Annotated in this window: 8 protein-coding genes; 3 read left to right on the forward strand and 5 right to left on the reverse strand. The window is 52.9% G+C overall.

All coding sequences use genetic code 11. The features are described 5' to 3' along the window. Positions 1–146 precede the first annotated feature (146 nt). From MUG09_RS00315 to nifJ, 3 genes are all read left to right on the forward strand, one after another. On the forward strand, positions 147–2,657 hold the full coding sequence (locus MUG09_RS00315) for an adenosylcobalamin-dependent ribonucleoside-diphosphate reductase (RefSeq protein ID WP_244772589.1): 2,511 nt from the start codon (positions 147–149) through the stop codon (positions 2,655–2,657). A gap of 44 nt (positions 2,658–2,701) precedes the next feature. Beyond that, positions 2,702–3,913, forward strand: coding sequence for an MFS transporter (locus MUG09_RS00320; RefSeq protein ID WP_244772590.1), 1,212 nt, complete (start codon positions 2,702–2,704; stop codon positions 3,911–3,913). A gap of 168 nt (positions 3,914–4,081) precedes the next feature. Further along, on the forward strand, positions 4,082–7,615 hold the full coding sequence (gene nifJ, locus MUG09_RS00325; protein WP_244772591.1) for a pyruvate:ferredoxin (flavodoxin) oxidoreductase: 3,534 nt from the start codon (positions 4,082–4,084) through the stop codon (positions 7,613–7,615). A 146-nt stretch (positions 7,616–7,761) separates the two neighbouring features. On the opposite strand, the gene MUG09_RS00330 is transcribed toward nifJ, so the two are convergent. From MUG09_RS00330 to MUG09_RS00350, 5 genes are read right to left on the reverse strand one after another with little or no spacing between them, the layout of a single operon-like run. Further along, complete coding sequence (locus MUG09_RS00330; RefSeq protein WP_244772592.1) at positions 7,762–9,675, reverse strand: alginate lyase family protein; 1,914 nt, start codon at positions 9,673–9,675, stop codon at positions 7,762–7,764. A gap of 6 nt (positions 9,676–9,681) precedes the next feature. Next, entirely contained in the window at positions 9,682–10,836 is a 1,155-nt protein-coding gene (locus MUG09_RS00335) for a glycoside hydrolase family 88 protein (RefSeq protein ID WP_244772593.1), read from the reverse strand. An 8-nt stretch (positions 10,837–10,844) separates the two neighbouring features. Next, positions 10,845–11,990 (reverse strand): enolase-like domain-containing protein, encoded by a 1,146-nt coding sequence (locus MUG09_RS00340; RefSeq protein WP_244772594.1) that lies wholly within the window; start codon positions 11,988–11,990, stop codon positions 10,845–10,847. Continuing rightward, positions 11,987–13,387, reverse strand: a complete 1,401-nt coding sequence (locus MUG09_RS00345; RefSeq protein WP_244772595.1) for a sulfatase family protein — start codon at positions 13,385–13,387, stop codon at positions 11,987–11,989. Before MUG09_RS00345 ends, MUG09_RS00340 begins: the two co-directional genes overlap by 4 nt. Then, entirely contained in the window at positions 13,384–14,772 is a 1,389-nt protein-coding gene (locus MUG09_RS00350; protein ID WP_280529373.1) for a sulfatase family protein, read from the reverse strand. The genes MUG09_RS00345 and MUG09_RS00350 overlap by 4 nt, the downstream gene beginning before the upstream one ends. Between the last annotated feature and the right edge of the window lie 29 nt (positions 14,773–14,801).

Genomic DNA, 14,801 nt, shown 5'->3' on the forward strand with positions numbered 1-14,801 from the left:
AAATGCTGTAATCCTGTCTTGCCAACTTTGCTTCTCCATGCTATGGTGAATGGGGGTCGACGCTGGTCGACCCTTTAGCTTGACCTCTGAAAAGAGGTTGTGGAGAAAGAAATTTTTCTTATAAGTTTAATATATAGAGGGATTACATGAGCTCTGCAAAGAATGAATTGAGTGCATTGGGTCGCAAGATTTTTCTTGACCGGTATGCGTTGAAAGATGTTAGGAAAGAGACGCTGAAAGTTGGGGACGTCGTGGTTGCCGTAAGCAATCCCAAGACCGGACAGCGTGAGATCGGTGTGGTCACCGAGCTGAAAGCCGCCGATGGGATTACCGTCAAGCTCGACGATGGTATTGTCCTGCACGTAAAGCGCGAGGATGTCGACAAGCCGCTTGAGATCGAACCTGCACAGATGCTGGCCCGTGTAGCAAAGGGGATTGCTTCCATCGAGAAGCAGGAGGTTCGAACGCAATGGGAAACAGAATTCAATTGGCTTCTGGAGGACTGGAAGTTCGTCCCTGGAGGCAGGATTCTTACCGGAGCCGGAACGGATCAGAATCTGACCTATTTCAACTGTTACGTGATCCCTTCCCCGAAGGACAGTCGTGGTGGCATCATTGCCTCATTGGGACAGATGACCGAGATCATGAGCCGCGGCGGCGGTGTTGGAATGAACATCTCCTCTCTCAGACCCCGGCACAGCTACGTCAAAGGCGTCAACGGCCGTTCCAGTGGATCGGTAAGTTGGGGCGGGCTCTTCAGCTTTGTAACCGGTCTGATTGAGCAAGGCGGTTCACGCCGTGGTGCTTTGATGCTGATTCTCAATGTCTGGCATCCGGATATTCTTGATTTCATCAACTCCAAGCGCGAGATGGGCAAGATCACCAATGCCAACATCAGTGTCGGCATCACCGACGACTTCATGGAAGCAGTGCGCAAGGATGGTGACTGGGAGACCTACTTCCCCGATACCACCGACCCGGCCTACAACACCGATTGGGACGGGGATATCAACAAGTGGAAGTCGAACGGTCACAAGGTCGTGGTGTACCAGAAACAGAAAGCCAAGAAGATCTGGGATGCGATTGTCGAAAGTGCATGGGCGAGTGCCGAGCCTGGTGTTTTCTTCATCGACCGCTACAACAAGATGTCAAACTCCTGGTACTACTCCACCATCCAGAGCACCAACCCCTGTGGAGAACAGGGACTTCCTCCCTGGGGTGTCTGCAACCTTGGCTCGATCAACCTCAGCCGATTCGTTGAAAACAAGAAGGTGTTGTACAAGGATCTGGGGCGCACCGTGCGCGCCGCCGTTCGCTTCTTGGACAATGTCATCGACGACACTCCCTACTTCTTCGAAGAGAACAAGAAGCAGCAGCTCTCCGAGCGGAGAATCGGATTGGGGACGATGGGCCTTGCAGACATGCTGATCAAAATGGAGCTTGCCTACGGCAGCGACGAGTCCCTTCTCTTCATCGAGGAGCTGTACAAGTTCATCTGCATCGAGGCTTACGATGAAAGCAGCGATCTTGCAAAGGAGAAGGGCAGTTTCCCCTATTTTGATGCTGATAAGCTGCTTCAGAGCGGCTTCATGAAGCAGATGCCTCAAGATCTCAGGGAGAAAGTGCGCAAGCAGGGCCTGAGGAACGTCACCCTCTTGACGCAGGCTCCCACCGGGACGACCGGTACCATGGTCAATACTTCCACCGGCATCGAGCCCTATTACTTCTGGGAATGGGAGAGAACCGGTCGCATGGGAACGAACATCGAACGGGTGAAGGTCTACGAGGATTGGGTGAAGGCTCATCCGGGTCAGAAGAAGCCCTCCTACTTTGTGTCGGCCATGGATCTTCCTCCGGAAGGGCATGTGAAGGTGCAGGCCGCCATCCAGAAGTGGGTCGACTCCTCCATCTCCAAGACGGGCAATACTCCCAAGGAGTATACGGTCGAACAGACCGGCAAGTTGTACGAGCTGCTGTATGATTTGGGATGCAAGGGCGGTACCACCTACCGCGATGGATCGCGCGATACGCAGGTATTGACGGCCAAGAAGGAAGAAAAGGAGGAGCCGAAGGTTGAGAAGCCGGTGGTTTCCCGTTCCACCGAGCCCAAGCCGCGGGTGCGCTCTACGGTTTTGCAGGGCACAACCTATCGCAAGGCCACCCCGATCGGGACCGCGTACATCACCGTCAACTGCGATGGCCCGAATCCCAGCGACATCTTCGAGGTGTTCATCAATGTGGCCAAGGTGGGTTCCGATGTGGCCGCCGATGCAGAAGGTCTGGGCAGATTGATCAGCTTGATGCTGCGCATGCCCTCTCCCCTGACTCCTGACCAGCGCGCCCAGGCGATCATAGGCCAGCTTTCGGGAATCGGCAGCGGCCGGTCGATGGGATTCGGCAAGAACCGCGTCATGAGTCTGCCCGATGCTGTAGCGCAGGTGCTGCAGCAGCATATCGGCTCCTCCGACAGCGAACGCGAAGCTTCCCGCCTTCCCGATGAGGATGATGAGGATGAGGATGCCGGTCAGCTCGATCTGGGGCTTCCTTCCTCCTCGGCCAGCGTAAAGCCGGATATCTGCCCGATTTGTGGAAATGTCACCTTTGTCAACATCGAAGGTTGCAAGAAATGTTTCTCTTGCGGGCATAGCGAGTGTTGACCAAAATCTACCCAATCCGTACGCTCTGATTCGGGTAGGGTAGTATGAACAATGTAAGACAACCCCGTCCTTTGTTGGCGGGGTTTTCTGTTTACAAGGGCTTGGGTTCCAGTATGTATGCGCTGTTTACCATCCGGGTCATCAATCGGTTCGGTGATTTTGTGCAGCTGCTCTTGGTCCTTATCCTGACAATCAGGCTCGGACTTTCTCCCAAGGAAGCAGGGATTTTTGTCTCAGCCAGCATCATAGCCACCATGGTCGGGCAGATGTTCATCGGTATGGCGGCCGACCGTTGGGGCAAGAAGCCGCTGTTGGTGCTCTGTCAGGTGATGGTGAGCCTCTCGTATCTCGCCTGCGCTCTTTCGGTTGTGCTTCGTCCAACCATCATCCCGTACCTGATTCTTGTCGCCAGCCCGTTTCGCGGCGGCACCGCACCCCTAACCAACACCCTGGTTGCCGACTTCAGTCCCCAAGGAAGGCTCTCCCACTCCTTCAGTCTGCTGTACCTGGGGACGAATATCGGGGTGGCGCTCGGTCCCATGGTTGCATCGATGCTGTTTGCCCGCTCTCTGTTGCTGCTCTTTGCACTCTCTGCGGTCCTGCTTTCCTTGTCCACCCTGTTGTTGCTTGCAAAGGTTCCGGACAAGCGTATGCAGGAACAACAAAGCAAGGATGAGCGGAAGACGAATGTGCGTATTCCCCCGATTCTCTGGTTGTTTTTTGTCTTCGGAGCCCTATATACCCTGACGTATGGACAAAACTCCTTCACGCTCCCGTTGCAGTTCAATTCGTTGTATGGGGAGGTTGCGGGTGCGAGCCGCTATGCAACGTTGATGATGGTCAATGCCGTGGTGGTGTTGGTGTGCACCACGCTGCTCACCGCCTGGACACATCGCCTGGGACAATTGGTCTCGATGGCCTTGGCTCTGTTCTTATATGTCACAGGGTATTTGGGTTACGCTTTCTGCTCTCATTTCAGCATATTCCTGGTGGCCACCTGCATCTGGACGCTTGGCGAGATTCTGATGGCGACCAATTCCAATGTGTTTCTCAACGCCTATGCGGATGAGCGCATCCGCTCCCAGTGCAATGCCTACATGCACGTATTTTCAAGCCTGGGTCACTCGATATCTCCGACCTTGGGAGGCTTGGTGCTGCTGGCCACCGGCTATCGGGAGCTGTGGTTGCTTGCCAGTGCGCTCTGTTTTCTGCTTGGGTGCGGTTATATTGCACTAAATAAATACTTGAAGAGTTGATATACTGCTAAAGGACTACTAATTAAGGAATTCAATCTGGACAAGGTTGCAATCGAATCCTTATTGGTTTATTATGATTGTTGGGAAAATCTGTAAGGATTTTTTTTTGTGTGTGCAAAGGGTGACCCCTTCAGGGTCGCATCAAATACTGTTTTATGGAGTGTCAAAATGGGTAACAAAAAAAGGGTTACTATTGACGGAAACACCGCTGCCGCGCATATTGCATATGCCTTCAGTGAAGTAGCCGCAATCTATCCGATCACCCCCTCCTCTCCGATGGGAGAGTTTGCTGATTCTTGGGCCAGCACCGGCCGTAAGAACCTCTGGGGTAAGAAGGTGGAGATCATGGAAATGCAGTCCGAGGCTGGTGCGGCTGGTGCCGTTCATGGTGCCCTCTCTGCTGGTGCTTTGACCACCACATTCACTGCTAGTCAGGGATTGCTCTTGATGATCCCCAACATGCATAAGATTGCTGGCGAAATGATTCCTACCGTTTTCCACGTGTCTGCAAGATCCCTTGCTGCACAGTCTCTCTCGATTTTCGGTGATCATTCGGACGTCATGTCCTGCCGCAATACCGGCTTTGCCATGACCTGTGCAAACAACGTACAGGAGACCATGGACATGTCCTTGGTTGCTCATCTGGCAACCCTCGAGGCACAGGTTCCGTTCCTCAGCTTCTTCGACGGCTTCAGGACATCCCATGAGCTGCAGAAGGTCGAGGAGATCACCTACGAAGACCTCAAGCCGTTGGTAAACGAAGAGTATGTCCGCCGCTTCCGCGAGCGCGCCATGCGCCCCGAGCACCCGAAGCTGAAGGTAGCCGCCCAGAACGAGGACGTCTATTTCCAGGGTCGTGAGACCGTCAATCCGTATTATGAAGCTCTTCCTGAGATGGTACAGAAGTATATGGACCAGGTTGCCGCCCTTACCGGCCGCGCCTACCACCTCTTCGACTATGTCGGTGATCCCAATGCAACCGATATCGTCATCGTCATGGGTAGCGGTGCCGATACCTTTGAATGGGCAAGCGATTACCTGAACGAGAAGGGTGGAAAGACCGGTGTGCTGAAGGTACGCCTCTATCGCCCGTTCAGTGCAAAGCACTTTGTACAGGCAATTCCTGCATCGGTTAAGAGAATCGCAGTACTCGACCGCACCAAGGAACCCGGCTCCCTCGGCGAGCCCCTCTACCAGGATGTCATCACCGCCCTCAGCCAGATGGGCAGAACCGACATGAAGGTGATCGGCGGCCGCTTTGGTCTGTCCAGCAAGGACTTCACCCCCAGCCACGCAAAGGCTGTGTATGAGCACCTCGCAGGCAAGGCCTTCAACAACTTCACCGTTGGCATCAACGATGACGTAACCAACCGCTCGATTCCCGTCAACGAGACCATCAACGTGTCTCCGAAGGGTGTTGTGTCCTGCATGTTCTGGGGTCTTGGCTCCGACGGTACCGTTGGTGCGAACAAGAACTCCATCAAGATCATCGGTGACAATACCGATCTCAACGCACAGGCTTACTTCTCCTACGACTCCAAGAAGAGTGGTGGTATTACCGTAAGTCACCTGCGCTTCGGCAAGAGCTCGCTGGATATGCCGTGGTTGATCGACCATGCCGACTTTGTCGCCTGTCACAACCCCGCATACATCGGTCGCTATGACATGCTCGGCCCGCTTAAGAAGGGTGGAGTATTCCTGCTTAACAGTCAGATTCCCTCCGAAGAAGTCTTCGAGCACCTGACACGTGAGATGCAGGAGCAGATCATCGAGAAGAAGATCCGCTTCTACAACATCAACGCGCTTGAGATTTCCGAGAAGGCCGGACTTGGAAGCCGCATCAACACCGTTATGCAGGCTGCTTTCTTCAAGATCAGCGAGGTTCTTCCTGAGGCTGAAGCCATCGACTTGGTCAAGCAGTATGTCAAGAAGACCTTCATCAAGAAGGGCGAAGACATCGTCAAGCAGAACTGGGCGGCCATCGACGGCGCCAGCGATGCCCTGCACCAGGTTGTCATTCCTGCAAAGATCACCAAGAGCTACGAGCCTGCCCGCCTGATTCCTGCCGATGCCGATGACTTTGCAAAAAATATCATGGAACCCATCATGCACCTGAAGGGCAATGATATTCCCGTTTCCCAGATGTCGTTCGACGGAAGCCTGCCGACCGCTACTGCAAAATTCGAGAAGCGCGGCGTTGCTCCTTTCGTACCTCATTGGATCGCCGAGAACTGCATTCAGTGCAACCAGTGCGTACAGTCCTGCCCGCACGCTGCCATTCGTGCAAAGCAGATCGACCCGAAGGATCTCGAAGGCGCTCCAGAGACTTTCAAGACCTTGAAGTCCAACACCAAGAACACCCGTGACCTCCAGTTCAAGATTCAGGTCTACACCGAAGATTGCCAGGGTTGTGGTGTGTGTATCGAAACTTGTCCTTCCAAGGTCAAGTCCCTCGAGTTCAGCCCGATTGCCACCGAGCGTGAAGCCGGCGAGATCGTAAATGCCGAGTTCTTCGAAGCTCTGCCCTACGATGTGCTCGACGGTGCTCCCGAGACCTCGATCAAGGGCCTGCAGTTCAAGCAGCCGCTCTTTGAGTTCTCCGGTGCTTGTGCAGGCTGTGGTGAGACCCCGTATGTGAAGATGGTAAGCCAGATTTGCGGCGACCGCATGATCGTTGCCAACGCAACCGGTTGTTCCTCCATCTACAGCGGCACCTTCCCGACCACTCCCTACACTGTCAGACAGAGTGACGGACAGGGTCCGGCTTGGGGCAACAGCCTCTTCGAGGACAACGCTGAGTATGGTTTGGGTATGCGCCTTGCCGTAGATTCCAACCGCGAGCAGCTTCGCATCTACATCGACCAGCTTTTCGCCCTTGGTACCACCGAGGCCCTGAAGAGTGCAATCGAGAAGTCGCTTGAGTTGTGGGATGAGTCTTCCGATGCCGCCAACGCAGCCCAGAAGGCTGTCCAGGCAGCCCTGGGCGAAGCAATGGCTGTTGCCAACGCCGAGCAGAAGGCGGTGCTTGTCAAGATTGACGAGCTGAAGGACTACTTTGCAGACAAGGTTGTCTTCATCATCGGTGGTGACGGATGGGCCTATGATATCGGTTACGGTGGTGTCGACCACGTGATTGCCTCCGGCAGGAACGTCAACATCCTGGTGCTCGATACCGAGGTGTACTCCAATACCGGTGGACAGGCTTCCAAGGCCACTCCGATCGCAGCCGTTGCAAAGTTTGCAAACGCTGGCAAGGAACTCGGCAAGAAGAACATGGGCTTCATGTGCATGACTTACGGACATGCCTATGTTGCATCCATCGCCCTCGGTTCCAACCGCCTGCATGCCCAGAAGGCTCTGCAGGAAGCTGTAGCTTGGAAGGGTCCCTCGATCATCTTCTGTTATTCCCCGTGTATCAACCACGGCATGAACATGCGTTTCAGCCAGGTTGAGGAGAAGAAGGCAGTGGAAGCCGGTTACTGGCCGCTCTACCGTTTCAATCCTTCACTCGAGGAAGGCAAGAAATTCAGCTGGGATGCCAAGCCGATTTCCGGCTCTTTCCAGGACTTCATCAAGGGCGAGGTCCGCTATACCTCCCTGTACAAGACCAACCCGGAGAATGCCGAGGACTTGTTCGCAAAGGCTGAGGCCGATGCCCACAAGCGCTGGAGTTTCTTCGAGAAGCTTGGTCCTTTGATGTAAGCTTCATCACTAAATGTTCGTTACGGGGGCTGTCGAAAGACAGCCCTCTTTTACATTTATATAGAATGCAAGATGAATCCTTCACGGAAAAACCTTGGCTGCGGATAACCAAGGTATCGTTGTGAGGACTTCAGGTATGCTGTTTGTTAGAAACGAAACACCTCAGTACGACTTCCCTGGTGTACACATGCCCGTCCATAGGTTTTCAAGGAACCGGCACACAGCAGCTCCATGGTTTCCTGATAGCGCAATAGTACCTCGATAGGTTCATCTGATCCTTTCTGAATGCGCCATGCACGTGCTTCCTGCTTGGAATACAACCGATTGCTTCTAGCTCCATGGACAGGCAGCTCCACAATCGTGCAGGATTTCGGCTGATCCATGGGTTCGGAATGCAGGACGAACAAGGCGCTGTTGGAGCCTTCTGCGTGTCTTTGCAACTGCACCGATGGTTTTGTCGTAAGGTCGTTGTAATGGGGTGCATAGAGCGTTCTGTTGGATACTGCCTCCATGCCTGGTTCAAAATACAGCGTGCTGGCAATCCCGGGAGATGAAACATGGATGGCGTTCGTCTCTGTGGTGATGTCCCCTTGATCGGAGAAATGAAAATGCCATGTAAAACTGTGATGTGAAGAGGTGATCAGGGTATCGTGTATGAGTACTAATGAAGCATCTATCTGCAGGATTTCCCGCTCGATCAGGACAGGGTGTTGCGCACCCATCAGATACCCGAGATTGTTTGCCTGGGCATAGTTCCAATTGCCTTTGCTGCTGAACATGCGATTGGCGCACAGGGCACGTTTTGCATATGTCCAGGTACTCTCATAGACGGTTGCATCCTTGCCGTCGACGACAATGGTGTTGTGGCTTGCCTGTTGTTTCAGGATTTTTCGTTCTTCTTTTTCACAGTAGGTGTAACGGCCGCTGTCAACCAATACATCATGACCATGGGCAACGATATCCACATGCAGAAGGTCGGCATGTCCGTGTCCTCCTCCGATTTGCCCGCAGCGGAAGTGACAGCAACTGTCCTGCTCGGTCCAGCCGGTACGAAGATAGATATTTCCACTTGCCATTGCTGCGAACGAACAAAAACCAGGTTCTTGGGTGGTTCTCCTGGCAAAGGATTCAATCGCTTCCTTGCCTGCAAAGAAGCTGGAATAGGGTTCCAGCTCAGCAAAGCAGCCGACAGCCAAGCTCAGATCCTCCAGTAAGAATGATGCACGGGTCAGAACATCACGGATATCCGTATCATCACTGTCGCTTTGCAGGAAGTGGTGTCGATTGGGTTTCATGCTGCCGAGCATGAAGGCAGCCATATCCTTGGCTTTATCGGTAATATATGAGTCGAAGGGCCAACCGTACCGTTTTGCAGTTTGAATCATTGAGAGCAGGGCGGAAAGAACCTCTGCATGGTACAGCGGCGATTGTTCCCATTGCATGCCATCGCTGAGAATCTGGTAGGAAAGTGACTGCGCAACTCTCTGTTGAGCCAGCAAAGCCCGCTTTGTGTCATGCAGAAAAAGACTGCCCTTGAACAAGCCTGCATTGCCGATGATCCCCCAGTTGGAAAAAAGAAGAAACTCAGAATCCTGGGTTGCAAGATAGTCGGTATGCATTCGCACCCCGGCAAGAAACTGCTCCGAGTCCTCTTGCTTGAGCAGGAGCATGGCATCTATCCAGTGCATCAGACGCATGGAAGCATCGAGGCTTCGCCAGGTGATTTTTTCTCGTTCGACGGAATATGGGGCCTGTTTAAGGAAGTCATGGATGTACCAAACGGCTTTCTCTGCATAGCGGGAATCCTGTGTGATGACCCACGCTTGGGCCAGGTGGAGTACAAAGCCCGATCGGCTGAGCATGAACGTCCACTCGGGATCATCAGCCATCTGGTAATCCCAATCGATGGCCTGTTCGAAGGTATGGCTTACCCACGTGGACTCCATGTCCCACGGCATGGAGAATTGGAAACACTGACCAAGGGCTCGATCGGCATGCTCGACCAGTAACTTCAGATAGTTTGGAAAATGGGTTTCAAGATGGGTTTTCAGATAGTTCATTTTCACTTACCAATAGGGATTCCAGCTTGTGTGGCAGCGCAGCAATGCTTCCATATAGAAATAGTCACCCCACAGCGAACACTCATCCACACCCCTGTCCTTGCAGGTATTGTACGGAGAACTTTTTGCATAGGTTCCGTGCAACAGCTGGCCGTTGGAACGGGACGGGTCCTTTACGGCACACGTTCGATACAGAACTCCCAGAAGCCGTTTTGCGGCTTGTCGATAGTACGCGGCCTCTGCTGGTTCCAAATGATCGGCCATCTCCAGCATGCCGCAGACTGCTATCGCCGAAGCCGAGGAATCCCTGCTTTCGGTACTCCCGGTGGAGAAATCGAAATCCCAGTAAGGCAGCCAATCATCAGGGAGGTGGGCGAGGAAGAATTCGGTGACCCGAACAAAGAGTTCCTTGTATTGAGGGTCTTTGGTATATCGGTAGACCAATGCAGTTCCATAGATTCCCCAAGCTTGCCCTCGTGCCCAGGCAGACCCATCCCGATACCCCTGTGCCGTGACCCCTCGCAGGGGTTCGCCCGTCTTCGGGTCGAAATAGTAGGTATGGTAGGTCGAATTGTCGTCGCGCAGTACACAGGACATGGCCGTCCTGCTGTGCTCGACGGCTTTTCTTGCATACTTGCTCTCTCCCGTTTCCCGGGAAGCCCAAAACAGAAGGGGAAGATTCAACAGGCAATCGATGATCAGTCGATAGTTGTTCGGTGCCCCCAAGGGTCCCCATGCCTGGAAGAACTGTCCTTTTTCCTGGAACCTTGCGAGCAGGTTGTCGGCTGCCAGCAGTGCGGCTTCTTTTCCCGCTTGGCTGCCGACCAGTTTGTATGCCGCCACACACGACAACGAATAGAGAAAACCCATATCGTGATGTTCTACATCAATTTTCTCCTTGATTCGATAGAGGAAGCTCTGAACCTGCAGCAAGGCGGCCTCCTTGATACGTTCATCCTTGGTGTACTCCCAGGCCAACCAGAGTTCTCCAGTCCAAAAACCGGTGGTCCACTCCACGTTCTCACTTGGTGCATACCAGTTGTTCTCACTGTGTGAGTATTTGAATGCATGGGTGAAATCAGGCAGGCAGGCGGCAGTATTGGTGACTGCTGTTTGCAGTGCTTGGGTGAGTTCTTGATGTGTGAGCGGTGAAGTATCCATAATGGCTCCTATAGGATCAGTGTTTTGGATGCAATTGATGCAAGACGATCGAAATCGAGCTCGATCCCAAAGCCTGATAGCGGTTTCTTTGTTGAAATCAAGCTACCTGATCGGTTGGTGGATATTGATCGGATGGACGTTTCAAATCCATCGCTGTCCCCATCCTTCTCTATCGCTTCAACCCAGGCTGCCTGCAAGCCGATGGCCACCTGCTGCCAAATGGTGCATCCCGGACCTATGAGGCTGTCGTCACCGATCATCAAGCCTGCATTGAAGGTCCCCTGTATGGTTCGGGCAAGCTCTATCGCATCAATCAGTGAAGCGGCGGAACCGGGATGAATATTGTAGAATTTCCCCATTCCTGCAAGCAGGGTCTTTCTTGCCTGTCTTGCGGGGCGAAGCGGATAATCGGGAATGAGGGCAAGATTTGGACAGCTTTGTTGCAAGGCAGCCCAACCTTCCATCGTCAGGGCGGCAGGATCTTCGCATGCATCAAGGCCTGCTTGTTCGAGGTGATGCATCGCAATCTCAATCTCCTGAAGAGGGACATCGAATTCATGCCTGCAGTATCCGCAATTTACATCTCCCAATAGGAACGTCGACTCTCGGGGCGCATACGTTCTGATAAGGTCGATGATCGAGGTATCCAGGTCGAGGTCCCCGAACAACTTCACCTTCACCACTTGCGCCCGATTGCTTGCGATAGCGGTTTTAATACTTGCTTCAACCACTTCCAGCTTGTCTGAAAGGATTACATACGCACCGTGAACAGGTTTCTCACCTTCCAGTCCCAACAGGGAGAGGGCAGGAACTCCCGCACACTTTCCGGCTAGGTCGAAGAGAGCCATTTCCAACACCTCGGTAAGCCGATCTCTCCAGATTCCCATATGGGAACGTACCTGCAGAAGAGCTTCTTCCAAGGTAAGGCCCTTGAGTTGCTTGAGTACGGAAATCCAGGAATCGAGGCTCACCTGGGGATTGTTCACTGAGATGATGTTCTCCCCCCAGCCCTGATGATCCTTGCTTTGCAGGCAGACAAAGACGTGCTGTCTGCTTGTCCAGGTTCCGAAACTGAAGTTTCGAACTGCATGTACCTGCATCAGGTATACATGGATATTCTCGATTCTGGATGTGTGTCCTTGAAGCTGTATCATTTGGTTCCCTCCACATGGGTGATGAACGGGTCGTTTGCATCCCTAAGCCACTTTATTAATGCGCCCTCCAGCGGATGTGGCTCTGAAAGAAGGAGGGGATTAATTTGCTCTGGATCGGCCTGCAAGTCGTAGAAATACCGACGCAGGCAGGGGGTGGTTGTATACCCGACTTCCACGACATAGCAGGACTCCTTGGTACGGACAGAGCGCCAGCCAAAGGCTTTCGGGTCGAGGGAGGCGGCTTCGAACTGCCTGAGAAACACCTCTCTTCCCGGGCAGGCTGCCAGAAAGCATGCTTTCGTCTCATCGGTCATGCCTTTTTCGATCGAGGATGCACAACTGATGCCTTCCATGGAGGGAGGAATCGGAAGATTCAGCAAATCAAGAATTGTGGGGGCGATGTCGGGACTTCCAATGACTGTTTCCGTTTTCCCTGACGGCAGGCCCATTCCACCAAACAGCAAGGGGACCCCGATGGATTCCTCGTACCACACATGCTTGCCTATAAGTTGATGGCTGCCAAGCATGTCCCCATGGTCCGCAGTCAAGACGACAAGCGTGTCGGAGAGGATGTTGTTTTGTTTCAGATACTCGATCAATCTGCCAAACTGCTCATCAAGACCCGTAATCGCTGCATAATAATCCTTTTGCAATGCAATGAAAGCCTCTTCATCGAGATCAAACGATTCAAATGTGTGATGATGGACCGCTCCCAGCTGCACATTCTTCTTTCTGGGCAACTGAAGGTTCTCGTACAGCTTTTTATACTGCTCGGGGGCGGTATCATACGGACTGTGGGGAGGATTCCATGAAAGAAAGAGTGCGAAAGGAGCATCCTGCTTTCGTGTTTTCAGAAACTGCAGGGCCACATCGGTCTCATGGATGGGAGACCAGACATCCTGCTTGATCATCCGGTCGTCGTCCTTCCAATAGTGGGGTGTCGTATGCTCATCACTGGCGTTGTAGGCGTACCAAAAGTCAAAACCGTGTCGTCTTGGTCCCACAGGGGTATAGGCATCCCAGTTGCGTGCTCCTGAAGGTGGGTTATTCACATGGTTCACCTCAGGTTCATCCAGATGCCATTTCCCTATGTACCCTGTCTGATACCCTTCTTTTTGCAGCACATCACTGATGCAGATTTCCTCATCCTTCAAACGGATGGAAGCACCTGTCTTGCAGTTGGTGAAAACACCGGTTGCAAGCGGGTGTTTTCCGGTCAAAAGACTGGCACGGGCAGGTGAGCAGAGCGGACAGGTGCTCACGCCGTTGGTACACACGATTGAATCGGCGGCAAATGCATCCATATTGGGTGTTATGACCGGCTCTTGTCCTTCATAACCGACAGCACTTCTTCTCCACTGGTCTGCAAACACGAATAGTACGTTCTTCTTCTTCATGCCCAGGTCCTTGTATAGTCGATCCAATCATTGGATTGCCGTGCCCATGTACTGAGCATGCGATGCAACTGTTGTTCCCGCTGGCGATACTGATCCAGACCACTGAGGTTGATGCTCTCACCAGGATCCTTTTCCAGATGAAACAATTCCGCCTCCATTCCATCCCATACGTATTTCCATCCTTCATGGACGATCATCCTGCGGATGTCCCCGATGGCATGATTGCCGTTGTAGACGGAAAATACTGGCTTTATGGGCGGTGGTGTCCCTTCCAGGATGGTGTGTGCCAAAGAACTTCCTTCAAAGGACTGTCCGCACGCAACATCCAGCAGATCGAGGATGGTGGGTACAAAATCAAGATGAGAGATGGGAGTATTCTGCACCGAAGACGTTGCATCGGTGAGATGGATGACAGCAGGCACTCGTACAGCACTCTCGTACATCTCCATTTTTTGGTACATTGCATGCTCCCCCAGCTGTTCCCCATGATCTGCGGTGCAGACAAGCAGGGTATCGTCAAACAAATCCTGTTGCTTGAGTTCCTGCACCAAGCGGTTCAGTTGGTCGTCGCATAGGCGTGTCAAGGCATAGTGGGCTGCCCAGGCTTTCTTCCACATTGATGGCTCAGTGTTTGCCCCCAGTTGCCTCGCCGCCCCGTTTCTACGGTTCTGCGGTTCCCTGATGGCCGGGCAGGAGATGGTATCCCCTAAATGAATGTCATCGGGGTTGAACAAGGCCTGATATGCAGGAGGGACCACCAAAGGAGGATGGGGTGCCCAAAGACAGACAAACAAGGCAAAGGGTTTTGCATGGTCCTTTCTGATGAAAGCAAGCGCCTTGTCGGTGAACCAGACATCCTTGAAACGGGAAAGGTCGTCGTCAAACGGCCTGACACGAGTATTGGAATACATTCGATTCTCATAGGTTCCATCGCACAACTCACTGACTTGTGAGCGTTGAGAGGGATGTGCCTTGCAAGAAAAACCTTCTGCTGCGGCGTAGGCCTCATAGCTATGGTCATCCTCCCACGCTGAGAAGGGCAATGATAGTTCAAGCTTCGGATCCAGACTGATGTGATTCACTCCGATATGGGCGACATCGTAGCCTGCCTCATACAACATCCTGTGCAGGCTTGTATGAGCTTTTGCAAGCTTACCGGGCAAATCATTGAGCACCATACCCGTTCTCAATGGATTCATACCAGTGGCCAGTGATGTCCTGGCTGGAACACAGAGCGGGCAGGATGTATAGGTGTTTGAGAAATAGACTCCATCATTGGCCAACGTATTCCAGGTCGGGGTGACTTCTTGATTACCCACTTTGGCAAACAAGGTGTCGAAGCGTTGCTGGTCGGTCATGAAGAAAAGCAAGTTTTTTGATGGCATTGGTATGATGGGCGGCCTGCCTGATCGGC

Origin of the sequence: Sphaerochaeta associata, from assembly GCF_022869165.1 — a bacterium.
GTDB classification, from domain to species: Bacteria; Spirochaetota; Spirochaetia; order Sphaerochaetales; family Sphaerochaetaceae; genus Sphaerochaeta; species Sphaerochaeta associata.